The sequence below is a fragment of the Sorangium sp. So ce1014 genome (genome assembly GCF_051521505.1).
In the GTDB taxonomy this organism is placed as follows: Bacteria; Myxococcota_A; Polyangia; order Polyangiales; family Polyangiaceae; genus Sorangium.
The window spans coordinates 7,593,308-7,618,376 of record NZ_CP150356.1; the positions used below are offsets into that span (position 1 = coordinate 7,593,308).

Annotated in this window: 12 protein-coding genes; 5 read left to right on the forward strand and 7 right to left on the reverse strand. The window is 71.3% G+C overall.

Annotated elements, in window-relative coordinates; translation table 11 throughout:
• Positions 1–64: 64 nt before the first annotated feature.
• On the reverse strand, positions 65–979 hold the full coding sequence (locus WME75_RS28590) for a hypothetical protein (protein ID WP_437477512.1): 915 nt from the start codon (positions 977–979) through the stop codon (positions 65–67).
• A gap of 223 nt (positions 980–1,202) precedes the next feature.
• Positions 1,203–5,192, reverse strand: a complete 3,990-nt coding sequence (locus WME75_RS28595; protein WP_437477515.1) for a protein kinase domain-containing protein — start codon at positions 5,190–5,192, stop codon at positions 1,203–1,205.
• An 87-nt stretch (positions 5,193–5,279) separates the two neighbouring features.
• Between WME75_RS28595 and WME75_RS28600 the strand changes: the two genes are divergently transcribed.
• On the forward strand, positions 5,280–6,827 hold the full coding sequence (locus WME75_RS28600) for a serine/threonine-protein kinase (protein WP_437477518.1): 1,548 nt from the start codon (positions 5,280–5,282) through the stop codon (positions 6,825–6,827).
• Between the two features lie 85 nt (positions 6,828–6,912).
• Here WME75_RS28600 and WME75_RS28605 read toward each other — a convergent pair whose 3' ends face one another.
• Entirely contained in the window at positions 6,913–7,980 is a 1,068-nt protein-coding gene (locus tag WME75_RS28605; RefSeq protein ID WP_437477521.1) for a class I SAM-dependent methyltransferase, read from the reverse strand.
• Positions 7,981–8,288: 308 nt separating this feature from the next.
• On the opposite strand from WME75_RS28605, the gene cysS reads away from it, so the two are divergent.
• Together cysS and WME75_RS28615 are read left to right on the forward strand one after the other, a co-directional pair.
• On the forward strand, positions 8,289–9,827 hold the full coding sequence (cysS, locus tag WME75_RS28610) for a cysteine--tRNA ligase (protein ID WP_437477524.1): 1,539 nt from the start codon (positions 8,289–8,291) through the stop codon (positions 9,825–9,827).
• Between the two features lie 885 nt (positions 9,828–10,712).
• Positions 10,713–13,331: a LamG-like jellyroll fold domain-containing protein gene (locus WME75_RS28615; RefSeq protein WP_437477527.1), complete on the forward strand. Its 2,619-nt coding sequence runs from the start codon at positions 10,713–10,715 to the stop codon at positions 13,329–13,331.
• A 129-nt stretch (positions 13,332–13,460) separates the two neighbouring features.
• On the opposite strand, the gene WME75_RS28620 is transcribed toward WME75_RS28615, so the two are convergent.
• The 4 genes from WME75_RS28620 to WME75_RS28635 form a co-directional block, all read right to left on the reverse strand.
• Complete coding sequence (locus tag WME75_RS28620) at positions 13,461–14,309, reverse strand: arylamine N-acetyltransferase family protein (protein WP_437477528.1); 849 nt, start codon at positions 14,307–14,309, stop codon at positions 13,461–13,463.
• Between the two features lie 35 nt (positions 14,310–14,344).
• Positions 14,345–15,415 carry a type IV pilus twitching motility protein PilT gene (locus WME75_RS28625; RefSeq protein WP_437477530.1) on the reverse strand — a complete coding sequence of 357 codons (1,071 nt, stop codon included), beginning with the start codon at positions 15,413–15,415 and terminating at the stop codon, positions 14,345–14,347.
• 1 nt (position 15,416) lies between these two features.
• Complete coding sequence (locus WME75_RS28630) at positions 15,417–17,339, reverse strand: PilT/PilU family type 4a pilus ATPase (RefSeq protein ID WP_437477533.1); 1,923 nt, start codon at positions 17,337–17,339, stop codon at positions 15,417–15,419.
• A gap of 240 nt (positions 17,340–17,579) precedes the next feature.
• On the reverse strand, positions 17,580–18,110 hold the full coding sequence (locus WME75_RS28635) for a hypothetical protein (RefSeq protein ID WP_437477536.1): 531 nt from the start codon (positions 18,108–18,110) through the stop codon (positions 17,580–17,582).
• Positions 18,111–18,905: 795 nt separating this feature from the next.
• Here WME75_RS28635 and WME75_RS28640 point away from each other — a divergent pair.
• Positions 18,906–19,679 (forward strand): class I SAM-dependent methyltransferase, encoded by a 774-nt coding sequence (locus WME75_RS28640; RefSeq protein WP_437477539.1) that lies wholly within the window; start codon positions 18,906–18,908, stop codon positions 19,677–19,679.
• Between the two features lie 534 nt (positions 19,680–20,213).
• Positions 20,214–24,905: a multicopper oxidase domain-containing protein gene (locus WME75_RS28645; protein WP_437477541.1), complete on the forward strand. Its 4,692-nt coding sequence runs from the start codon at positions 20,214–20,216 to the stop codon at positions 24,903–24,905.
• Positions 24,906–25,069: the final 164 nt, after the last annotated feature.

Consider the following 25,069-nt stretch of genomic DNA (forward strand, 5'->3'; position numbering starts at 1 on the left):
CGCTTCCGCCGGCCAGCGCGCGGCGAGCTCCCCTCCCGCCGGCCCGTCACCAGGCCAGCGCCGGTCAGAGCAGGCCGCAACCTGGGTAGAGCGGGAGGAGATCGACGTCGCGTAGCTCGGTCCGGATCGTCTCCGAGAAGCTCGGCCCGAGCAGCGGCCCGAGCAGCGGCCCGAGCAGCGGCCCGAGCAGCGGGAGCGTGTGGCACGTCTTGTCGCCGGCAGCGTTCTCCGTGCAGGCCAGGTCGCAGAGCCCGACGAAGGCGATCCCGCACGTCGGCACATGGCCGCAGAGCCTCTCCAGCTCGAGGAGGCTGAGGTCGAGCGGGCAGCTCAGCGAGACCCTCGAGAGCGCCCCCGTCAGATCGGGATCGATGCAGGCAAACCCGGCAATGGGCCCAGGAACGAAGGCGTTGCCGAACATCGTGGCGTCCCGCACGATGAAATCCACGAAGCGCTCCTCGTCCAGGGAACACTCGAGGACCGGGTGGCCGCCCCTCAGCAAGATGTCGACGTGCTCGCCGGAGCCGTTCAGGTGCTGGAAGATGCACGCCGAGACCCAGCGCTGCTCCGAGGTGTTGAGAGCACGACCGGTCCACCCCGGCGCGAATCCAAAGGCACCGGAAAACACATCGCCGCCCGGCCCGTAGACGACCTGATCCGAGGACAGCGCGCAGCGCACCGTATAGTCGAGCACGCTCTTCCCGCCACCGGTGCCGAGCAGCGGCGTCGCGACAAGGACGCCGCCGGCGCCGGCGAGCGCAGCGCCGCCGAGCGCCCGGAACGCCGCACGGTTCGCCGGCGCCCAGAAGTGGGCGGGATCCAGGCCGTTCGCGCCGATGGGCACCACCGTGCGAGGTAGGAGCGGCATCTCCGCCGTCTCGACCGGCTCGACCGGCTCGACGTCCGATGGCCCGACACATCCAGCCGTGAGCACACAGGCGCCAAGAAGACACACTGCGACGAAGCGAATCGAGGACATTCCGCGCTCCTTCGAGATGATTACAGCGGTAGACACACGCCGACAATCTCGTTCTTTCCTAAACGCGCAGTATTTCATTTTCCAGGAAGACATGCAATGCTGAAAAGCGTTAGACACTGTTTGTCCGGATATCGGGTCTCAGGTCTCATGTCTCAGGTTTCGGATGTCGCGTATCGCGTATCGGGCCTCGCCCGAACGCGGCGCGGAAACAACCCTTGTCGAGTCAGGCCGGCAGGGTTGGACGAACGTCTGGAGCCCGGGACCCTTCCTCCAGCCTGCGCTCCAGCTCGCCGAAGCGGGACAGCCACATGGGGCTCTCGCCGCGGCGCTCCCGCGCGCTCGCGAGCGCTTCCTCGGCCTCTGCGGTGTGTCCCCGACGAAGCGCCATTCGAGCACGCCAGTAGAGGAGCAGCAGCGTGTTCTCGACGAAGGGCTGGTCCTTCGCGAGCTGGATTGCCTCGCTCCACGAGACAGAGGATGAGTTGGCCGGCCAGCTGGCCGGCCGGAGACCGACCTCGGAGAGCACGAGCTTGAGCAACGTGTAGTCCGAGACGTCGCCCGGCCCGAGGACGCAGGATCGCTCGATCCACAGGGCGAGCTGGCTCGCCTGCTCGTACTCGTCGAGCACGAGGTGAATCTGCCCGAGCAGAATCGCCGTCTGGGGCATCGGGCGCTCCGAGGCCTGCTCCTCCAGCCACCGGGCCCGCCGCGCGAGCGCGAGCGCCTCGCGCTGCCTGTCGCTCCAGTGAAGCAGCACCGCGACGTTGTACGAAGCCATCTTCTCGAGCCACGGATTGCCGATCTCGCGCGCGAGATCGACGGCCCGGCGGAGGTCGTCGACCGCGCCCGGCAGTGACCACCTCCAGGCCCACAGCGCGATGCGGTTGATGTACGCCGCGCAGAGGTGAAATCGATCGCCGGCCGCGGAGAGCAGGGTGATGAGATCCCCGAACGCCCGCTCCGCCTCCTCGCGGCGACCCGCTGACGCGAGCAGGAACGACAGCATGAGCAGGGCGAGGACGCGCGCGTCGTAATGTCCCGACGCCGCGGCGCGCCCGGCGCAGTCGGTGAGCTCCGCGATCGACGCATCGAGCCGCCCCCGCCGCCACAAGGTCCGGCCCTCGGCGACCCGGAGGAGCAACGCGAGCTCGGGCGAGCGCTCCGCGTCGACGAGCGGCCGCGCCTCCTCCACCCGGCGCGCCGACTCGTCGAAGTCGAAGGCCCAGTCGAGCGCGATCGCGTCCTCGAGCAGGAGGGTCGCCCTGAGGTGCGCGTCGCCGAGCGCCTCGGCCAGCGCGAGCGCCTCGCCGAAATCGCCGCGCGCCTCCTGGACGCGGCACATGCGGTACCGGCTCCTGCCGCGCCCGGCGAGGCCGCGCGCGCACCGGCGCGCGTCGCCCCGCTCGACGACGTGGAGCGCGGCGTCGTAGCGCTGGTCCGCCTCGACGGCGTGGTGCCGCGCAGACGCGAGGTCGCCGAGCGCGAGGTAGGCGTCGGCGGCCTCGGCGCGCTCGCCGCAGACGGCCGCGTGGCGCGCGAGCGCGCGGAGCCCGTCGGTCGAGCCGGCCGCCACCTGCGCCCGCCAGTACTCGAGGGCGCTCCGGTGGATCGCGGCGCGGTGCGCCGGGTCGAACATCTCGTAGACAGCCTCCTGGAAGACCGCGTTCTGGAACGCGTGCCGGTCGCCGCCCGCGCCGCCGCCCTGGCCGTCGCGCTGCAGGATCCGCCGCTCGACGAGCGCCTCCAGCCCGAAGCCCGCGTCGACAAGCGAGCCGGCGCCGCCCGCGCGCTCGAGGCCGTCCAGCACCGCCTCGATCTCGGCGCGATCGAACGACATGCCGAGCGCCGAGCAGACCCGGGCGCACGCCGCGAGCTCCGCCGGCAGCTCGTCGAGCTGCCGCGCCGCGAGCCACTGCCACGCCGGCGCGGGCGGCAGCGCCTCGACCTCCGCGGTCGCGACGTAAAAGCCGCCGCTGGCGCGCCGGCGCACGATCCCCGCGTACTTGAGGGAGCGGACGATCTGGCGCAGGCAGTCCGGGTTGCCGCCCGCCCAGTCGGCCAGCCGGCGGAGGGTCTCCGCGGGCGGGTACTCGGCCGGCAGGAGCAGGCGCGAGGCGAGATCCATCGCCGCCTCCTCCGCGAGCGGCTCAAGCGTCACGCGGGTGTGACGCTGGTTGCGCTGGCCCCAGCTGGGACGGGCCTGCTCGAAGCGAGGGCGCGCGGTCACGACCACCCAGAGCGGGGTGCCCTCGCCGTCGAGCGTGGCGTACTCCAGGGCATCGAGGAGCACGTCGTCCGCCTGGTCGGCGTCGTCGAGGATCACGGCGAGCGGGCCGCTGCGCGCCCGCTGGCGGAGCGCGTCGGCGAGCGCCAGCATGAGACCGTGGCGGGCCGCCCCGGACAGGCGCCCGCCCCCCGGGCCGGCCCAGCCGAGCGTCGCCGCGACCGCCTCCCAGGTGGCGCCCCCGATCGGCTCGCCGAGCCGCTCCACGCAGAAACCCCGCGGATCGTCGGGGATCTCGTCCGGCGCATCGAGCGCGACGCGCAGGAGCGCGCGCACCGCCTGCGCGGCGCCGCCATGGATGGGGTGGAGCGCGCGTACCACCACCACGCGCACGTCCGGGACCGGCACGCCGGCGATGCAGGCGGCCTCGGCCGTGAGGCGCGTCTTGCCCAGGCCAGCGTCGCCGATCAGCGTGAACAGGCCGGGACACGTCCCGTCGAAGGCGTCCGTCGCGCTGCCGGCGAGCGCCGAGAGCACGTCGTCGCGGCCGAGCAGCGGCGGCTCGCTCAGGCTCTCCAGGGCGTCCGGCGGCGTGGGGGCGAGCTCGTCTTCGGGCAGCGCGCGCTGGAACTCCTCGGTCATGACGAGGCCGCGCCAGGGCTCGGCGGGGAGCCACGTCTCGGGGCGCTCGACCGGGGCGCCGTAGGCGGCGTGCAGGCCGCCGGCGACCCGGCGCAGGCGCACGCTGGCGAGGTGCAGCGCCACGCGCGCGCCGCCGCCCTCCGTGAGCTCGCGCGCCGCGGCGAGGGCGGCGCGGGCCGGGTCGTCGAGGTCCCTCGCCGAGAACACGGCGAGGCAGCGCTGCCCCCGCTGCCGCGCGATGAACCCCCGGCGGCTGCCGACCGCCGCGATCACCGGCCCCGCGCCGGCCTCGACGAAGAGCAGCGCGACCGGCTGCCGCCCCTCGGAGGCGGCCGTCGCGACCTCATCGCCCGGCCTCGACGACCGCGGCGCGGAGCGCGGCGCCGACGGCGGCGGGAGGGTGTCGCCGGACGGGCGCGCGCGCAGGGCGTGCAAGGTGCGGCGAAGCGCGGCGACGCTGTCCGGGCGGCGGCTCGGGTCCTTGGCGAGGCAGGCGAGCGTGAGCTCCTCCAGCCCCTCGGGGACGTCCGCGAGGTCGCTCGGGCGCGGCGGGCGCAGCGCCAGGTGGCCGTGCTCGACGGCGTTCTCGTCCCCGACGAACGGCGGGCGCAGGGTGAGCAGCTCGAACAGGATGACGCCGAACGCATAGATGTCCGCGCGCGCGTCGATCCTCGCGGCGTCGCCCCGGAGCTGCTCCGGGGCCATGTACTCCGGCGTCCCCACGATGGCGCCGGCGCGCGTCGCGTGGACCGACGTGGCCGGCGGGTCGTCGGCAGAGGCGAGCTTCGCCAGGCCGAGATCGAGCAGCACGGCGCGGCCGCTCGAGCCGAGCAGGAAGAGGTTCTCCGGCTTGAGATCGCGGTGGACGACCCCGGTCGCGTGCGCCGCCTCGAGCACCGCGAGGATCGCGTCCGCGCGCCCGGCGGCGCGATCGGGGTCGAGCGGGGCGCGCAGCGCCGCGAGCTCCTCGGCCAGGGTCCGGCCGAAGAGCCGCTCCATCGCGAGGTAAGACCGGCCGTCGGCGAGCTCGCCGTGGGCGTACAGCTGCGCGACGTGCGGCACCCCCACGCGCTCGAGGAGCCAGGCCTCGCGCCGGAACCGCTCGCGGAGGCTCGACGCCGACTGCCGCGCCACCTTGATGGCGGCCGGCGCGCCGTCGTGGTCCCGCTCCGCGGCCCAGACGTCCGAGAAGCCGCCGCGACCGAGCGGGCCGAGCACCGCGAAGCCCTCGAGCGCGGGCGCCGCGGCCGCCACGGCGTCGCTCTCGCCGGGCGGCGGCGTGAAGCCGTCTCTGGCGCAGGGCGCGCCATCGGCGAGCCGCCCGTGACATACGGCGCATCGATGCATGATTCGGCTCGATCTCGGGGCAGCCGACGGTCACGTTGGACACCGGCTTAGGGCTACAGTAACGCGCGAAGTCAACCGCTGTCATGTATGAAGACCTCCCGCAAAGACAATGAGTCGCCGCCCGCCGCGCCGGCGGCGGACGCGCCCGCTGCGGGCGAGGCGCCGGCCGGCGCGGTGCCGACATGGAACCTCGACACGCACGATCTGGCGGGCGAGGGTCCGGGCATCCCGATCGCCGTGGCGCCGCGGGCGGGCGAGTACCTCCTCGACGGGGTCATCGCCGAAGGCGGGTTCGGCGTCGTCTACCGCGCGGTGCACGGGACGAGCGGGGCGCCCGCGGCGGTCAAGATCATGCACGCCGAGCTGATCTCGCGCATCGACGTGGTGCTCCGCTTCCAGCGCGAGGTGGACGCGATCGGGCGGATCCGGCACCCGAACGTCGTCGAGATCCTCGACGTCGGGCGGCTCGACGACGGGCGGCCCTACTACGCGATGGAGCTGCTGCAGGGCAAGAGCCTCGAGCAGCACCTGTTCTCGCGCGGCCGGGTCCCGGCGGACGAGGCGCTCGCGATCCTCGACCCGCTCTGCAGCGCGCTCGCCGCGGTCCACGCGCTCGGGATCATCCACCGGGACGTGAAGCCCTCGAACGTGATCCTGTGCGATCAGGGCGGGGGGCTCAGGGTCGTGCTGCTCGACTTCGGCATCGCGAAGCTGCTCGGCACGACGGATCTCTCGCTCACCTCGTCACGGCACGTCGTGGGGACCCCGGCGTTCATGTCGCCCGAGCAGCTCCTCAGCCGGCCGGTCGACATGCGGACCGACGTCTACGCGCTCGGCGCGCTGCTCTACACGATGGTCGCGGGCTCCATGCCGTTCTCGGCGAGCGCGTACCCCGTGCTGCGCCACCTGCACCTCCACCAGGCGCCGCCCCGCCCGAGCCTGCACGCCCCGGTCGATCCGGCGTTCGACGACATCGTGGTGCGCGCCATGAGCAAGGACCCCGCGGGCCGCCATCCGGACGTCACCGCGTTCCTGGAGGACGTGCGGGCCGCCGCGGCGCGGGTCCTTCGCGGCGGCGCGAAGGAGGCGGGGCGCATCCGGCGCCTCGCGATCGGGATGCTCGTCGAGGTCCTCGCCGAGACCCGGGCGCTCGAGGCCCCCACCGACTCTTTCCTGATCGATTTCGAGGCGGTGCTCCCGCAGGCGATCGCCCATCTGGCGACCGCGGGGCTCTCGCCGCTCGCGGTCACGAGCACCAGCGTGCTGCTGTCGGCGGACTGGCCGCGCGACGAGCGCGGCGCCGAGGAGGCGCGCCGCAGCGCGATCGCGGCCGCGCTCGCGCTGTACGAGCGGCTCGCCAAGTCCGGCGGGCGCGACCGGAGGGTCGGCGTGCGCTTCTGCCTCCACGCCGGCGACGTGGTGGTCACCGAGGACGGCTCCGTGGTGGGCGGGAACGTCATCGAGCTCTCGTCGTGCCTCCCGGAGGCGGCGGAGCCGGGCGTCTACGCGTCGCCGGCCATGCTGGACGGCCTCGGCTTCGCGTCGAACCGGGCCTCGGGGGCCCCGGGCGCGGCGATCCCGATGCGCCGCGTGGTCGCTCCGCCGCCGGCGGGCCGCGCCGCGGCGCCCGCGTAGCGGCGGGCGCCGGCGCGGCGCCGCTCGGCAGCGGGCGCCGCGGCGCGCGGAGGTGAGGTGCGGGTGGGACCGGGGCGGGCGGGGATCAGCGGGCGGGCTTGACGAACTTGAGGGTCATCCGGTCGCTCTCGCCGATGGCCGCGTAGCGCGCGCGGTCCTTGTCACCGAGCCGGAAATTCGGCGCCAGCGTCCAGACCCCTTCCGGATAATCCTTCGTGTCCTTCGGATTGGCGTTCACCTCGGACTTGCCGCCGAGCTTGAAGCCGGCCGACTCGACCTTCTGGATCACCCACGCTTCCGGCAGGTACCCCTGCTTCGCGCTCTCGTCGGGGTTCGCGTCGGGCTTGGCGCGGTGCTGCACGATGCCGAAGACACCGCCCGGCTTGAGCGCCTTGAACGCCTCGGCGACGTAGGTGTCGAATTTGCCGTTTCGCTGCCAGCCGTGCGCCTCGCGAATGGCGATGACGAGGTCGGCCTTGCCCTCGATCCCGAGCTTCGGGGTGTCGCGGTCGATCACGACGACATCGACCTTGCCGAACAGGTCGGGCGACTTGTCGAGCAGGCGCTTCACCCGCTTTCCATAGAGGGTGTTGCGCGAGTCCGCGGGGCCGTTCGGATCCAGGGACGTGACGATGAGCTTGCCCTTCTTCGAGAGCACCGGCGCGAGCAGCTCGGTGTACCAGCCCTCGCCTGCCCCGAGCTCGACGACGGTGCTCGCCGGCTTGAGGCCGAAGAACTCCAGGGTCTCGACGGGGTGCCGGGCCGCGTCCCGCTCGGCGTTGCCCGGGACGCGGTGCTTCCCCTTGAGCGCCGCGCGCAGCCCCGCGCCCGCGCTCGGGTGATTGGCCGCGAGGAGCGCCTTGACCTCGGCCTTGAGCGCGTCGTCGAAGCGCGCGGCCTCCTGGTCGGCTTTGGCCTCCATGGCCTTCATGTCCTCGGCGAGCTTGGCGAGCTCCGCCTTCTTCTTCTCCTCTGCCGGGTCCACCGGGGGCGGGGTCGCCGCCTCGGGCTGCGCGACCGGAACGGCCGGCGTGGGCTGCGTGGGGGCCGGCGGCGCGGGCGGCGGGGCGCTCTCGACGGGCGGCGGATTGGACGCGCAAGCGGCGAGCGCGCCGGCGAGGACGAACGGCAAGGTCCTTGAAGTGATGTGCATGCACGGCTGCGTAGACCGAAGGAAGGACGGCCGCAAGCGTCCACGGCGGCCGGGGCGGCGCGAGCAGCCGTGTCCATCCTCCGGGGCGCGGTGGGGGCTCACCGCAGCGCGGGGTGGTCATCCAGAGTTTCGCACGCCAGTCGCCAGTCGCGGAGCGCGCCCGCCGGGCGCCCTCATTCCTGGCCGGGCGCCCTCATTCCTGAAGGAAAACCAGGGGAACGGCGGCGATGTTCCGCGTTGACCGGGCGACAGGGCCGGGGTAGCGTACGCGGTCCGGGGGGCAGCTCGCACATTCACGCAGGTGGTTGATGCCGCTCAAGGTTCATAACACGCTCACGAGGAAGAAGGAGCCATTCGTCTCCGCCCAGCCGAAGATCGTGCGCATTTACACATGCGGTCTCACGGTCTACGCGCCGATGCACATCGGTCATGCGCGTACTTACTGCTTCTGGGACGTCTTCCGCCGCTACCTCGAGTACCGCGGCTATCACGTGTTGAGCATCATCAACTACACGGACATCGACGATCGCATCATGCAGCGCGCGAACGAGCGCGAGGGCGCCGTCGACGTCGCCGAGCGGAACATCGCGGCGTTCCGGCGCGACTGCCGCAAGCTCCACATCAAGGACTACGCCGTCTACACGCGCGCCACCGACTTCGTCGACGAGCAGGTCGACATGGTGAAGCGCCTGATCGACAAGGGCCACGCGTACACGGTGAACGGCGAGGTCTTCTACGAAGTCTCGACGTGCGCGTCCTACGGTGAGCTCTCGGGGCGCAAGGTCGACGAGCAGGAGGTCGGGGCGAGCGGCCGCGTCGAGGAGGACTTCGCGCGAAAGCGGCACCCGGCGGACTTCAGCCTCTGGAAGCCGACCGCCGCCGGCCAGCCGAGCTGGCAGACCGGCGCGGACGCGTGGCCGACGGGGCGCCCCGGCTGGCACATCGAGTGCTCGGCGATGAGCACGGCGCTGCTCGGCGACCACTTCGACGTCCACGGGGGCGGCATCGACAACATGTTCCCCCACCACGAGAACGAGATCGCGCAGAGCGAGCCGCTCTGCGGGAGGCCCTGGGTGCGCTACTGGCTGCACCCCGAGCACCTCGATCTCAAGGAGGTGAAGATGTCGAAGAGCCTCGGGAACGTCGTCTCCATCGAGGAGCTCCTGTCAAGGCACGAGCACGACGAGGCGCGGTGGTTCTTCGTGACGCACCATTACCGGTGCAAGCTCCCGTTCGGCTGGGATCTGCTCCAGCAGAGCGCCCAGGGCTACGCGCGCATCAAGAAGCTCGCGGCGGTCCTCGCCGAGAAGCTGCGCGGCGCGGCGGACGAGCCCCTCGCCCCCGGCGCCTATGCGTCGCAGCGGCCCGAGGAGGAGCGGTTCCCGAGGATGCGCCACCAGTATGTCCACGGCCGGTTCAAGGAGCACACCGAGCGGTTCATCGGGCGGTTCATCGAGGCGATGGATGACGACCTGAACACGCCGAACGCGGTGGCGGCGTTCTTCGACTATGTGAGCGCGCTCTATTCGGCGGGGATCGAGCAGTGCGACGACCGCGCCTCGCTGCTCGCCGTCTACCGTGCCATCGCGCGTCACCTCTGGGTCTTCGGGGTGGAGATCGCCGAGCCGGCGCTCTATCCGGTGCTGGTGGCCGACTACGCGCTCGTCCCTTCCGAGGGCGAAGCGGGGCGCGGGGGCGACGCCGCCGTCGACCGGCTGATCGCGATGCGCCAGGCCGCGCGGAAGGCGAAGGACTTCGCCAAGGCCGACGCCATCCGCACCCTGCTCGCCGAGGCCGGCGTCGTCCTCGAAGACACCCCCTCCGGCCCCCGCTGGACATCGTCCTGAGGAGCGCTCCCGCTTTGGATACGGGCCCATCTCGACGTTTTCGGTGCTCGGCGTACAGGAGTACGCCTCCGCGCCGAAAACGCCGATCTGGGCCCGTCTCCTGTGCGGGAGCGCTCCGCTAACGGGTGGTTCAGAGTTTGGGGGTGAGGAGGTCCCGGGGGGGCGGCGGAAACGTGCTGGGGGCACGGCGGGAGAGGGACAGCAAACGGGGCCGCTCGGGGCTCGGGGATTCGATCCGAAGACCGCGGCGGTTCCGGGGAACGATGAGGGCGGGTCGCGACGAGACGGAACGGAACGGCCGGCGACCTCCTCCTTATATGAGATAGGGGTCGGCACACCCTCCTTATAAGGAGACGTCGAGGCGAAGCGACGCTGGGAGAACGCGGCGCGATGCATTGAGGCGGTGGCGCGATGCATTGAGGCGGCGGCGCGGCGCGGCTTATAGAAGCGGCGGGACGACGACCGACCAGCGCGAGCGCGGCGCGAGGGACAGCAAAGGCGCGGCGCGAGGGACGAAGCGCGACAGGCGCGCGGCTCCGGGGAGGAGCTTTGTTGGATGCGCGGCCAGACGGCACGCGCACGAATCGGACGCGTGGAAAGCGTGCTTGTCCGATCTCGAGCACCCGCCGGTCCAGTAAAGATGGTGTGCCAGATGTGCCAGTGTCGGGCTCCCACGACATGGCCAGGCACGCTGGACTCGATGCGGCAGGGGAAAATCGACCTCCAGGACCGGGCATATCCATTGCCAAGCAGGCGCTCTGCACCAGCGCCCAAACCCGAACAGCCCGGTCGGGTCTGACAGACTCCTGCTCGCGCCTCCGGTCACAGAACAAGCTGCGGCCGGAAGGCGCTCGTGCAGCCAACTCTCACCTAACGAGAACGCAGATGCGGAAACTCTCCTTCGGCTTCGCCCACCCCCACGCAACCAACACCAGCTCGGCTGCGGTCCTCGCCCTGCTCGCCCTCGGCGCCGCCGCATGCGGAAGCTATGGCGTCGATGAAGACTCACTCGGCAATGCAGAACAAGCGCTCGACGAGGCGGTCAGCGCGTCGAGCGTCGGCGGCACCGGCGGCTTCGGCACCGGCACCAGCAGCAGCAGCGGCGCCGGCGGCTTCGGCACTACCAGCAGCAGCAGCAGCGGCGCCGGCGGCTTCGGCACTACCAGCAGCAGCAGCAGCACCGGCGCCGGCGGCTTCGGCACCACCAGCAGCAGCAGCATCGGCACCGGCGGCTTCGGCACCACCAGCGTCAGCACCAGCACCGGCGTCGGCGGCGGTACCGGCGGCGGACCCGTCGATCCGCCACCGGTCGGGCCGCCGGCCGTCGGGTTCTGGCAGTTCGACGATTGCGACAGCGCGACGCCGGATCTGCTCGATTCGTCAGGCAATGATAGGACAGCCTCCCGCTCGGCCAGCGCCGCGTGCGCTGAGGGCGTCAGCGGCCTCGCCATCTCCTTCGACCGCAAGAACGACACGGTCACCGCCGACGACAATCCCAGCTTCACGTTCGGACAGAACCTCGCGGTCGCCGCGTGGGTCAACCCGACCTCGGTGTCCGGGTCGGCGGTGCGGACGATCGTGCAGGAACGGGGCGGCGGAGACACGAGCTTCTCGCTCGACATCCGGAACGACCAGGCGCGGTTCGCCGTGACCCTGACCAACGGACGGACGATCACCTCCCGCGCCCCCATCCAGGCCAACGTGTGGACACACGTCGCGGGCATCTACGACGGCACGTTCGTGCGGCTCTTCCTGAACGGCGAGCAGGTCGGCCAGATCAGCGCCATGGGCACGATCGCCGATATCAACGCGTCCATCCACATCGGCAGCAACCCGCAGAAGGAGCAGCGCTTCAAGGGCCTGATCGACGAGGTCTGGGTCTCCGCGTCCCCGACGACCGGCAACGAGATCGCCCAGCTCTCCTGCCTCAGCCGCCCCACGACGTTCACCGTCACGCCGGAGAGCAGCGGCCCGGTCGCCCCGAACACGCCGGTGACGTACCAGATCGCCGTCACCAACAACGATGTCGGCGCGTGCGTCCCGGCGGACTACTTCCTCGAGATCTCCAACCAGTCGCCAGGCATCGGCGTCTTCGTGGATCCCCAGTTCCTCCCCGGCGTCCCGCCCGGGAGCACGGCGACGTTCCCGGCCACCGTGACCGGCACCGAGGACGCAGATCCCGGCGCCCACCAGATCCCCTTCAACGTGGTCAACTTCAACTCGCCCGAGTTCATCGTCGGCTCAGGGGCCCTCAACTTCGCGCTCGCAGCGCCCACGGGCTGCTTCGTCCGGACGAGCCGCGAGATCTTCGTGAAGGACCTCAGCGTGGTCGAGGATCCCCTCCGCACGACGTCCGACGGGCCGCCGGAAGACCCCCGGACGGGCGCGTGGACGTTCGCGCGCCTCATGGAGGACATGGCGCCCACGCCCGCCGACGCGCCGGCCATGGTCGAGGAGATGTTCACGACCTGGCTGAGCGACCAGGTCGTGAACGGGTTCACGCTGCCTGCGCGGCCGTCCATTCAACAGGTCGTGCTCGACGAGTGGCCGAGGAGCCCTGACGGGTCCCTCGACCTGCAGCAGGCGCCGCTCTTGCTGCTCGGCATCGTCAACCGGATCGACGTGCGGAACCTCGCCGAAGGTCACGCCGGCGAAGGAAGGTTCGTGTTCGGCGTCGTCAGCCAGGGCTTCCCGCAACAGTTCACCATCATCCTGGAGTACAAGCTCCCCGCGTCGACCGAGGCCGACGTGCTCGACTGGGCGAACGCCTGGCACGCCCTCGGCAGCCTGCCCTTCCCGTCCGAGGAGTACAACGCCGCGCTCCAGGACATCACCACGCAGTTCGCGGGCCGGAACGCCGCGCCCGGCAGGCCGAACGGGAGCTCGCTCGGGCAGCTCCGCACGAACGAGATCGCGCTCGCGGACCCGTGGGAGCTGCGCGAGTTCGTCCTCTCGGCCCAGACGGGCTTCCTGCGCCCGGAGACCGTCAAGCTGACGCCGGACATCACGCTCGACGGGTCGGCCACGCTCGCGGACTTCGTGAACCAGAACGAGGCGGCGATCGTCGCGGAGCAGCACACGGTGCCCGAGACGTTCCAGGGGAGCCCGTTCCTCGGCGGCTCGTCGTTCAACAACCTGACGGCGTGGACGGCCCCGGGCATCCTCAACAACGAGGCGCGACACAAGTTCTCCCTCAACACCTGCAACGGGTGCCACGGAGCGCAGGAGACGGGGACGGGCTTCCTGCACGTGAACCCGAGGTTCCCCGGGAACGAGACCTCGCTGTCGGGCTTCATGACGGGCATCAACATCCCTGATCCGGTGACCGGCGAGCCGCGCAACTTGAACGATCTCGGGCGCCGCAACGCGGATCTGAAGGCGCTCGTCTGCGAGCCTGCCCCGACCTTCGCAGGCGCCGCGACCGCGGCGCGGGGCGCCGCGACAGCCGGTTCGGCCGCGAGCCGCTCGGCGTTCATCCGCCGCGGCATCGGGCGCGTGCACTGACCCGGTAAAGCCCCGGCGCGAGGGGCGGCGGGCGCGGCCAGGGAGCCGCGCCCGCCAGCCCCAGCACGAGCGCACGCCCCGCCTCCGCCACGGCGAGCGCCGGACACCCCCCCTCGACGCGCCGCCGCTTCAGCCGTCGAGGCCCGCGCAGGAGAGCCGCGCTCCGGCCGGGAGTTCCAGCCCGAAGCGGGTCTTCAAGACATCGAGGAGCTCGTCGTCGCCGAGCTCGAAGCGCTCGACCTGGCCGCCCCGGAGCACCCCCAGCTGGCGGTTGCGCAGCGTCAGACGAGCCTCCGGCGAGGAGAGCGCCGCGACCACATTGCTCACGAACAGCGAGCTCGGGTGGCTCGACGTGTAATGGTTCGCCAGCTCGTAGTCGACGGGGAAGTGCTCCTCGAGCGTGAACGCGTAGAGGTCCTGCCACGGCTCGCGCGCCCTCGACTCGAGCACCCACAACGGGCCCTCCCGGCGCAGGCCGGCCACGTCGTGCGCCTGCGCCTGGCTCTCCCCCTCGACGAGCCGGATGGGCTGCGTCAGGCCCGCACCGCCGAAGCCGACGTCCGCGACGAACGGCCCTTCGGGCAGCTCGACAAGGGACAGCATATGAGTCCGCGGGCCGAGCTCGCTCCGCTGGAACCGCACCCGCGCGATGAGCGTCGTGACCTTGAACCCGATCCGGCGCAGCGCCGCGACGAACAGGGTGTTCTGCTCGAAGCAGTAGCCGCCGCGGCGCGCCCCGACGAGCTTGGCCTGCACGCTGGCCAGGTCGACGCGGATCGGGCGGCCGAGCAGGATATCGAGGTTCTCGAAAGGGATGGAGTAGGCGTGCGCTGTGTGCAGCGCATCGAGCACCTCCCGCGTCGCGGCGAGCGCCCCGCGGTAGCCGATGCGGGCGAGATAAGCGTCGAGGTCGAGCGAGGCGATGTCCTGTGCGGGCTGGTTCATCGGGTCGGTCCAGGAAAAATTCCTCTCCTTCATCGAGCCTTCTTGCGTCCATCCGGCTCAGCGCGCCGTCACGACCCCTGCGCGTCGGGAAAGAGCCGCTGGAAGGTGTCCTTGTCGATCGCCTTCTCGAGCGCCGCCTGGACCGAGATGGTGTCCTTCTTGACGAGCCGCTCCAGCGCCATGTCCATCGTCTGCATGCCGGCGGAGCGGCCGGCCTGCATCAGGTTCGCGATCTGGAACGTCTTTCCCTCGCGGATCATCGCGGACAGCGCGCTGGATCCGACCAGGATCTCGTGCGCGGCGACGCGGGCCGTGCCGTCCTTCGTGCGGAGGAGCTGCTGGGCGATGATCGCGGCGAGGCTCTCGGACAGCATGCCGCGGACCTGGAGCTGCTCGTCGGCGGGGAACGCGTTGATGATGCGGTCGATCGTCGCGGCGGCGCTGTTCGTGTGGACGGTGCCGAAGACGAGGACGCCGAAGCTCGCGAGCTGCAAGGCGAGCTTCATCGTCTCGTTCGTCCTGAGCTCGCCGATCAGGATCACGTCGGCGTCCTCCCGCCCGGCGCTGCGGATCGCGCTCGCGAAGCTGCCCGCGTCGGGGCCGACCTCGCGGTGCGTGATCTGGGCACGGATGGGGCTGTGCACGAACTCGACCGGATCCTCGATCGTGAGGATATGGCAGGCGCGCGAGCGGTTGATGTGGTCGATCATCGCCGCCAGCGTCGTCGACTTGCCGGAGCCGGTCGGCCCCGTGATCAGGACGAGGCCGCTCAGCCGCTCCGACAGCCGGCGGATGGTCTCGGGGCAGCCGAGGTCGTCCAGGGAGAGGATCTTGCTCGGGATGGTGCGGAAGACGGCCGCGAGCCCGGTGGTCTTGTAGAAGTAGTTGGCGCGAAAACGGGCCTTGTCCGCGTAGGAATAGGCGAAGTCGAGGTCGAGCTCGTCGACGATGCGCCGCCGCTCCTCGGAGGTCGTGATCTCGAAGAGGAGCGCCTCCATCTCGGCCGCGTCGAGGGGCGTGTCGCGCAGGGCGAGGAGCTCGCCGCGGGCGCGGACGAGCGGCGGATAGCCGATGCCGAGGTGCAGGTCGCTGCCCTTCCTGGACAGGAGCTCGTCGAAGAGGCGATCGATCCTGGCCACGCTAGCCTCCCTTCTTCCCGAAGAGCGCGCCCGCGCGCTCGAACAGCCCCTTGCCCGCCTCGGTGGCGGCGGGCCTCGACGCCTCGGAAGGCGAGGCGGGAGGCCTCCTGTCCGGCGCGAGCACGGGCTGCCTCCTGCCGGCGAGGACCGCCTCGAGCTCGTCCGGCGCCTCGGCCACCGCGAGCGCGGCCTCCAGCGTGGTCTTGCCGGCGCGGACGAGCTCGGCCAGCGAGTCGTCGAGGCGGATGATCCCGAGGCCCTTCCCCCGCTGCTGGAGGCTCGGGATCTGGAACGTCTTGGAGTCGCGGATGAGGTTCCAGAGCGCGACCGAGCCGGGAAGGAGCTCGGCGGCGGCGACCATGCGCTTGCCGTCCGTGCTCGGCAGGAGCCGCTGGCTGACGATGAGCCGGAGGCCGCCCGCGAGGGTGACGCGGACCTGCTGCTGATCGCCGGGCGGGAAGAGATCGATCAGCCGATCGATGGTCTTCGCCGCGCTCGGGGTGTTCATCGTGCCGAGGACGAGGTGGCCCGTCTCGCTCGCCGCCAGCGCCATGCGCACCGTCGCCGTGTCCCTGAGCTCGCCGACGACGATGACGTCGGGGTCCTCGCGCAGCGAGGCCTTGAGCGCGTTCTCGAAGGAGCGGGTGTGCGTGCCGACCTCGCGCTGGCTGATCATCGCCTGGCCGCGCGCGTGAACGAACTCGACGGGATCCTCGACCGTGATGATGTGGTGGCTTGTCTCGCGGTTCAGGATGTCGACGATCGCGGTCAGGGTCGTGGTCTTGCCGTGGCCCGTCGGCCCGGTGATCACGATGAGGCCCTGATGGTGGCGGGTGGCGAGCCCGATGGCGTCGGGCACGCCGAGCGACGCGAGGGTCGGGATGCTGCGCGCGATCAGGCGGAAGCAGCCCTTGTAGCCCTGGCGGTGGCGCGCGATGTTGACCCGGAAGCGGCCGAGCGCGCCGAGATCCATCGCGAAGTCGCAGGAGCCCTCGGTCGCCAGGACCGGAGAGAGACGCGGGGGGACGCGCGGGAGCAGGAGGGACTCGACGGCCGCCGGGTCGAGCGGCTCTCCGTGCGGCACGAGCTCGCCCCCCGCCCGCAGGAGCGGCGGGCGGCCGGCGACGAGGTGGAGATCGCTCGCCCCCTGATCGCGCGCCATGGCGAGCAGCCCGTCGAGGGCGCCCGCCCGGAGGTCGGTGGACGAGGGCCGCGCGCGCGGGCCCGCCGCGGCCGCCCGCGCGGCGGCGCGGGGCTCGGCGGGCGGCGCGGACGCGCGGCCGGCCGGCGCGGCGGCGCGGGGCTCGGCGGGCGGCGCGGACGCGCGGGGCTCGGCGGGCGGCGCGGACGCGCGGCCGGCCGGCGCGGCGCGCTCGACCGCCGGCGCTTCATCGGCCCGCGGATCGAAGCGCGGCGTCGAGGCGCGGCTGGCGCGGGGCTCGGCGGGCGGCGGGGCGCCGCGGAGGTCGAGCGCGATCTCGGAGGAGATCGTGCTCTTCGCGTCCGGATCGCGCGGCGGCGGGCGCTGCACCTCCTCGAGCGCGAGGTGCTCCCGCATGGAGAGCTGCTGCGAAGGGCGGGCCGGCGGCGCGGCGGCCGCGGTCCCGGACGCGGCGGACGACGGCTGCATCCGCGTCATGCGGGCGTGCACGAGGTCGCCCTGGCGCGCGGCGACGACCGAGATGGCGCCGATGCCCTCGATGCGGATGTGCCACTGCGATGGCTTCGCGCCGAGCGCCTCGATGAAGCGGCCGCCGCCGAGGGCGCTGAGGAGCGAGAGGATATCCTCGGTGGAGAGGGCGCCGGGATCGACGGCCTGGAAGGCGCCCGAGATCTTCACGCTGGGCATGCGCCCCGTGGCCACGGCGAACTCGGTCACCTCGGGGCGATTCAGTTGCGAGAGCCAGGATCGAAGGGCGTTCATCGTCGTCGCTCGTCTCCGCAAGGCGACTCTATCAACGATGAGGCGCGGCGTTCCAAAATGTCGTGCGGCGACGGCGAGATCCGGAGGGCGGCCTCACCTGCGCCGCGCGCGGCCCGCGCAGGCCGCGCTGACGGCGCGCCCCCCCCCGGGCGACGGTGACCGCGCCGCGCCGCGCGGCGCGGCGCGACCGAGCGCGAGCGCACGCCCGCGTGCGCGCTCAGCCGAGCGGCGGTGCCGGGGCTACTGGATCGCGAGCTTGAGCCGCGCGCCCTTCACGAAGTGGCCCGGCGCCTTGCCCTTCTCCCCGGCCGGCGCCTGCTCCTCCGAGTCGATGGTGAGCTGCATGTTGCCGGTCACCTCGATCTTCTTCATGGTCACCCTGGCGATCTCGACCCATTTCGTGGGACTCGCGCCCTTGGGGTCCCCGATCCTGCGGAAGAGCACCGCCTTCGTCCCCGCGGCGACCGGCGTCGCGGTGGTGGCGACGAGCGGCAGCAGCGTCGCGACCTTCCCCGCTCGGGAGACCAGCATGCCATAGACCTCCACGGAGTAGCTGTCCCACTCGCCCGCACCGGACGAACCGGCGAGCTCTGCCGGAGGCGCGCTCTCCGCGGCCCCGACCGCCGCCGGCGCGCCCCCGGGCGCGGCCTGCCGCGGCCCGACCGGGCGCTCGGCCGAGGCCGCGATCGGCATGGCAGAGAGGAGCGCGGCCGCACCCGCCGCGACGAGGGATCGAGAGCACCTGGAGAGCCAACCAACAACCGTCTTCATGCACTCCGCTCCTTCGTTCCAATGAGACCCCACGGCCCTCGTCCACCCGGCGAGGCCGCAAACTCCCCAGTCGTAAAACTTCTCATCCTGCACGAGACTGACACTCTCCGCAACTCTTTTCTCTGCCTCACGGAGCGCGTCACCGCCGCCAGCGCATCACCGGCATCGAAGATTCCGGCCTCCGGTGCTGGCCGCCTCGGCGAGGCGGATCAACCCCGGGGGGCGGCGCACGCAAGAGCGCACCGCGGCTCGCCCGAGCTCGCCTGGTCATCCGGCTTGCCTGTTGTTCTGGCTCGCCCGCCGCTCTCGCGTTCTCGTTCCGGCTGCCTGGGTTACCCGGCTCGACCGCTCGCCTGGGCTCTCCGGCTCGCCTGGCTGGCTCCGCCCACGGGTAGGTCAGCGCGCTTCGCGCGAGGCGCGCTCTCGATGAGCGAGAGGCCCGCGCGAGCGACCGGCGTGCTCGGTCCAAGCTCGCCGTATCTCATTCTGACCCGTCCGACGAAACCAGCTGCGCACAGCACCGCGACCTCTCCCTCTTCAACATCGCTCCGGGATCATCCCCGTTGCCTTCCAACATCGCCGACGCGAAAATCGATGTCGGAGTAAAAGTCGCGTTCCAGCCAAGATATCATGGCTCCGTCAAAGCAGAACAGAAATTTTCGAACGCAGGCGATTCTGGTGCGCCCCCGTGCGTCCAGGTACGCTCGGTACGTTCGGCGCGCGCGCCTGGTAATAACCGCGCGCGAGCCGCGCGGCGCCGCGCGGCTGTAGGATGACCACGGAGGAAGAGAGCCCATGCCCACGGTAGCCGATCACTACGACAGCCTCCTCGCCGAGCATTACTCCAGGATGTTCGGGGACTACGACGCCAAGGTCGCCGAGCAGCGGGCGCTGTTCGAGCGCCTCGGCGTGCGCCCCGAGGGCGCCTCGGAGGCCATCGACCTCGGGTGCGGCTCGGGCTTTCAGTCCCTCGCGCTGGCGCAGCTCGGCTTCCGGGTGACGGCGGTGGACACCTCGGACCGGCTCCTCGTCGAGCTCGCCTCGCGCCGCGGGCAGCTCGCCGTCGACGTCGTGCGAGGGGATCTCGTCGATGCGCTGGAGCGCCCAGGAGGTCCCTGCGAGCTCGCCGTGTGCATGGGCGACACGCTCCCTCACCTGGGCAGCAAGGCCGACGTGGAGCGGATGTTCGCCGGCTGCGCCCGGCGCCTCGCGCCCGGCGGACGGCTCGTGCTCACGTTTCGCGACCTCACCCGCGAGCTCGAGGGCGCCGACCGGTTCATCCCCGTACACGACTCGGCGGACGTGATCATGACCTGTTTCCTCGAATACGAGCCGGAGACGGTCAAGGTGCACGATCTCGTCCACACGCGCGGCCGAGAGGACGGCCGGTGGCGGCTGTCAGCGAGCTTCTACCGCAAGCTGCGGCTCTCCCCCGACTGGGTCTGCGACAGGCTCGAAGCGAACGGATTCCATGTCCTCCACCGCGAGACGGCGCGCGGGCTCGTCACCCTCGTCGCGCGCTCCGGAACCGACGGGCTCGGCGCCGTGAGGGTCGCCGTGGACCGCTGATCGAAGCCGCAAGGCAGAGAACATCCCGCCAGCGAGGCTCCGCGCGCAGCGGCGGGGCCACTACGTCACCGTACGTCACAGACGGGCGCTTCCCCCCGAAGATCCCGAGGGCCCCTCCCCGAGCCCCGAGGCGGGCGCCGCGGCGAGGAGCCGAGAGGGCGCGCCGCCGTTCCACCTCTCATTCCACCTCTCATTCCACCTCTCATCGCTCTTCCAGCGGGATCCATTCTCCCGGGCACCCCCGGTGCCGGACGGCGACACGATCCCTGTAAAGATCGTAATCCACGCGGGGCGACCGAGCCGGGCCAGACGCGACCAATTCTATTTGACGGCGATCTCACAAAGTCACAAAGTCGCTCACCCGGATTGCTCTCCGGATTGCGCGGCCAGTCCACGGCGGACGGCCGCGATCCGGCGCAGTGGAGACGCACGGACGCGCTCGGCGTCCAGGGCGAGGCGCGCGGGTACGCCCATACCGAGGAGAGAACAACCTTGATCAGTCGGAGACTGCTCAGAGCTATCGGCTGGGCTGCGGTGGCGCTTGGAGTCGCTGGTTGCGGAGACCCGGGCGCCGAGGCGCTCGAGGAAGAAAGTCATGAATCTGCAGGTTCGGAGCTGAACGACCACCCGACGAGCGGCAGGACCGTATACGCCGATGTCGTCGCGCTCGATCAGGTCTACGTGTACAACCGATTCGGGTCCTACAACCCCGCGGGGATGATCTACGCGCTCAAGCGGGACGTCGCGCCGATCCGGCCGCACGAGCCGCTCGGCCCGGGCAACGCGAGGTTGCGCCCGGGCAAGCGACCCAGGCCGCTCGTGCTGCGCGTGAACGTCGGCGACAGCCTGAAGATCAGGTTCACCAACCTGCTCAGGCCGGCGGACAGACGTCCTGACGACTCGACAAGGACAAGGAGCGCGTCGGTGCACGTCGCCGGGCTCGAGATCAAGGACATCAGGGCGCTCGGCGGCAACGTCGGGCGGGGGCCCGACTCCCTCGCCGAGCCCGGCGAGACGCGCGTCTACGAGCTCCTCGCCGACAAGGAGGGGACATTCCTCATGCACAGCGCCGGCGCGATGGCCGGCGGCGAGGGGGACGGCGGACAGACCGTCCTCGGGCTGTTCGGCGCGGTCAACGTCGAGCCCGCGGGGGCGGTCGCGTACCGGTCGCAGGTCACGGCCAAGGAGCTCGCGGCCGCCTCGCTGCCCGCGCCGAACCCCGACGGGACCCCCACGATCGACTACGACGCGCTGGACGAGGACGGCGAGCCGATCCTCAGGATGATCAACGACCATGACGAGATCGTGCACGGCGATCTCAACGCGATCATCGCCGGCTACGAAGACAGCCAGCTCGACGGCCGATCCCCGGTGGCGAGAGGCCGGTTCCGCGAGCTCACGGTGCTGTTCCACGACGAGCTGAAGGCCGTCCAGGCGTTCGCGGAGCTCGATCAAGACGAGGCCTTCCACGGCGTGCGCGACGGATTCGGGATCAACTACGGCGCCTCCGGGTTCGGTTCCATCCTCCTCGCCAACCGGGCGAGGCTTGGCCCCAGCAAGGAGTGTGTCGAGTGCAAGTTCGAGGAGTTCTTCCTGAGCTCCTGGCCCAACGGCGACCCGGCGATGCTCGTCGAGCGGGACAGGCGCGGTAAGGCGAAACGGGCGCTGTTCCCGGACGACCCCTCGAACGTCCATCACGCGTACCTCGGCGACCCCGTCTGGTTCAGGAACCTCCACGCAGGGCCGAAGGAGACCCACGTCTTCCACCTCCACGCGCACCAGTGGCAGAAGACCGCGAACAACGACAACGGCATCACCCTGGACTCGCAGAGCATCGGCCCGGGCGCGGCCTTCACCTACAACATCAACAGGGCCGGCAACCGCGTCCTGACGCCCGGCGACGCGATCTTCCACTGCCACCTGTACCCCCACTTCGCGCAGGGCATGTGGGGGCTCCTCCGCAACCACGATGTCTTCGAGGCCGGCACGCGCGACCGGTTCCTGCCGGACGGCGAGATCGAGGACGGGACGCCCACGCCCGCCGTCGTGCCGATCCCCGAGCTCGCGATGCCCCCCATGCCGACCTACAAGCCCACCGTCGTGCAGCTCCCCGGCGGCGGCAAGGAGGTGCGGAAGGCGATGCCGGGGTATCCGTTCTACATCGCTGCCCTGGAGGGCCACAGGGCGTCTCAACCGCCGCTCGACATGGCCGTCGACGGCGGGCTCCCGCGCCACCTCGTCACGAGCGTGCCGCCGGGCGGCGCGGTGTTCGGCAGGCGCGGCAGGTTCGATGTGGACCTCGAGGAGGCCAACCTCAAGCTGCTCCCCGAGGAAGGGACCCCCGAGGAGCGAGCGGCTCAGGACTTCCATTCCGGCAGGTTCCCGGGGGCCACGTCCATCACGACGACGGACGGGTTCCCCGCGAAGGCCTATCCGGCGTTCACGCCCGAGGGCGAGCCGTCGCAGTTCGCCGTCAACGGCCAGCCGCCGGCGCCGGGCGCGCCCTACGCGAACCCCTGCCCACCGAAGACGCCGGAGCGCACGTACCGGAGCGCCTTCATCCAGCTCGACGGCGTGGTCAACAAGCGCGGGTGGCACAACCCGCAGATGCGCATCATGGTCCTCGAGGACGACATCGAGGCCACCCTGTCGGGCGCCCGGCCGCCGGAGCCGCTGTTCATCCGCGCCAACTCGGGGGAGTGCGTCGTCTCCGAGGCGACGAACCTCATGCCCGACGCGGTGGCAGAGGACGCGTTCCAGGTCTTCTCGCCGACCGATACCGCCGGCCAGCACATTCACCTCGTGAAGTTCGACGTCACCTCCTCGGACGGCTCGGCCAACGGGTTCAACTACGAGGACGGGACGTTCGCGCCGCAGGAGGTGGTCCAGCGCATCGCGGCGGCCAACAACCGCGGCGGCGCCCTGGCCGCGGACGGCTCGGTCAAGGAGCGCGGCGCCCGCGTCGCGCTGACCGCGCGGCCGCACCCGCGCATCCACAGCAAGGTGCTCGGCCTGCAGACCACGACGCAGCGCTGGTGGGCCAATCCGGTGGTGAACCAGCAGAACCAGGATCGCACCCTCAACACCTCCTTCTCGCACGACCATTTCGGCCCCTCGTCGCACCAGCAACTCGGCCTCTACCTGGCCCTCGTCATCGAGCCGACAGGCTCGGTCTGGCGCGACCCCGAGACCGGGACCGTGTTCGGCTCCCGCGCCGACGGCGGTCCCACGAGCTTCCGCGCCGACATCCTCCCGCCGGCCGGCTCGCTCCAGCGGCCGTTCCGCGAGTACAACCTCGCGCTCGCCGACTTCGCCCTGCTCTACGACGAGTGCAACGACCCGGTGAACCCGCCGACCACGCAGGAGGCCCCGCTCCCGCTCGCGGTCGACCACCGCGACGTCCTCGCGCCGGAGGTGATCTCCGCGGCCGATCCCGGCGGCGGGCTCATGAACTACCGCAACGAGCCGATCCCGCTGCGCATCGCCGAGCGCGACTGCCGGACGGGCCTCGTGAAACAGAAGCGGGGCGAAGAGGGCGAGATGCACAACGTGTTCAGCTCCCACGTCCACGGCGATCCATACACGCCCGTGCTCGCGGCGCACGAGGGCGACGACATCCGGGTGCGCCTCGTCCAGGGCGCGCAGGAGGAACAGCACGTCTTCACGGTCCACGGACAGAGGTGGTTCAAGGAGTTCAGCGATCCGGACAGCGGCTACTCGAACGCTCAGCCCATCGGCATCTCCGAGCACTTCGAGTTCGGGCTCACCCCCCCGGTGTCCGCGCGGGGCGACAGCGGCCCCGGCGACTACCTCTACCAGAGCGCGACCACCGACGACCTGTGGGACGGGATCTGGGGGATCATGAGGGTGCGGCCGCGGAGCGACCCGGCCCTGCTGCCCTTGCCCGGATCGCCGGGCGCGCCGCGCGGGATGCGGCGCTTCCCGACCTGCCCGGAGGGCGCGCCCGTGACGAGCTATGTCGTCCACGCGATCACCGCGAAGGGCAACCTGCCCGGCGATCGCCTCACCTACAACAAGAAGTTCGATCTCTACGACCCCGACGCCCTCCTGTTCGTCCGCGCCGACGATCTGCCCGATCTCCGCGCCGGGCGCCTCGCCCCGGAGCCGCTCATCCTGCGCGCCGCGGCCGGCGACTGCATCCAGGTCACGCTCGTCAACGAGCTGCCGAGCCAGCTGCCCAAGACGCCGCACTGGAACTACAGCCCGCCGATCGTCGACGGCTTCAACACGAACCAGGTCAGGCCGTCCAACCACGTCTCGCTCCACCCGCAGCTCGTCGCCTACGACGTCAGGACCGACGACGGCGCCAACGTCGGGTTCAACGAGGAGCAGACCGTCGCGCCCGGCGACTCCCGCGAGTACACGTGGTATGCTGGCGAGTTTTCCCAGAAGGACGGCAGGTGGGGCCCCGTCGAGCCCCGGGCCGTCGAGTACGGCGCCATCAACCTCAGGGACATGGCCGACGTCGTGAACCACGGCATGCACGGCGCCGTCGGCGCCCTCATCATCGAGCCCCAGGGCGCCACCTGGCGCACCGATCCGGGCACCCACGCGCAGGCGGAGGTCACCTTCAAGGACTACTACGGGTACACGCGCTCGTTCCGGGAGCACGTGCTCGTCTTTCAGGACGAGGTCGCCTTGCACTCGGACGACCCGCGGTTCCAGTGCCTCGATCCGGGTCTCAACTGCGGTACCGCCATCCGGAACTACGACGGCGAGGACGACTCGGAGGACACGGGCCACGAGGCCTTCAACTACCGCACCGAGCCGTTCTGGGCGCGGCTCGGGATCAGGCCCGAGCTCGCGAGGGAGCTGCTCAACGAGAAGGACCTGAGCGACATCTTCAGCTCCCGCGTCCACGGCGACCCGGCGACGCCGATCTTCACGGCCCGCGCCACGCAGAAGGTGCGCGTGCGCATCGTGCAGCCGTCCGGCCACCGGCGCCAGCACTCCTTCAGCCTCTGGGGCGCGCAGTGGCCGCACAACCCCTTCGCCGAGGGGGAGCGCTCCCGCCGCATCGGTGAGAACCCGGAGGTGCTGAACATCGGAGTCGAGGCCCCCATCAGCGCCATGACGCACCACAACGTGGTTCCGTTCTCCGGAGCCGGCGGGAGGTTCGCCGTCCCCGGCGACCGGCTCTACCTCGATCAGCCGAGCTTCAAGTTCTCGGACGGGCTCTGGGGCATCTTGCGGGTGACGCGGTAGACCCCGTGACCGCCTTCCTCACGCCGGCTCCCGCCGATCGCTGATCCCTCCAGCCTACCATGGCGCCGGCCGGCGCTCGGCGGCGGCCTCCTCCACGCCGGCGCGGCGCCGTGCAGATGCGGGACAGGGGAAGCCCGCACGCGCGCCGGTCGAGCGAGCTCTCG

Excerpts from the sequence above, each read along its gene's own strand:
- WME75_RS28620 (WP_437477528.1), bottom strand. The coding sequence starts at position 14,309 with ATGAAGGAGAGGAATTTTTCCTGGACCGACCCGATGAACCAGCCCGCA.
- WME75_RS28600 (WP_437477518.1), top strand. The coding sequence starts at position 5,280 with ATGAAGACCTCCCGCAAAGACAATGAGTCGCCGCCCGCCGCGCCGGCG.
- WME75_RS28635 (WP_437477536.1), bottom strand. The coding sequence starts at position 18,110 with ATGAAGACGGTTGTTGGTTGGCTCTCCAGGTGCTCTCGATCCCTCGTC.
- WME75_RS28640 (WP_437477539.1), top strand. The coding sequence starts at position 18,906 with ATGCCCACGGTAGCCGATCACTACGACAGCCTCCTCGCCGAGCATTAC.
- WME75_RS28590 (WP_437477512.1), bottom strand. The coding sequence starts at position 979 with ATGTCCTCGATTCGCTTCGTCGCAGTGTGTCTTCTTGGCGCCTGTGTG.
- WME75_RS28630 (WP_437477533.1), bottom strand. The coding sequence starts at position 17,339 with ATGAACGCCCTTCGATCCTGGCTCTCGCAACTGAATCGCCCCGAGGTG.
- WME75_RS28595 (WP_437477515.1), bottom strand. The coding sequence starts at position 5,192 with ATGCATCGATGCGCCGTATGTCACGGGCGGCTCGCCGATGGCGCGCCC.
- WME75_RS28615 (WP_437477527.1), top strand. The coding sequence starts at position 10,713 with ATGCGGAAACTCTCCTTCGGCTTCGCCCACCCCCACGCAACCAACACC.
- cysS (WP_437477524.1), top strand. The coding sequence starts at position 8,289 with ATGCCGCTCAAGGTTCATAACACGCTCACGAGGAAGAAGGAGCCATTC.
- WME75_RS28605 (WP_437477521.1), bottom strand. The coding sequence starts at position 7,980 with ATGCACATCACTTCAAGGACCTTGCCGTTCGTCCTCGCCGGCGCGCTC.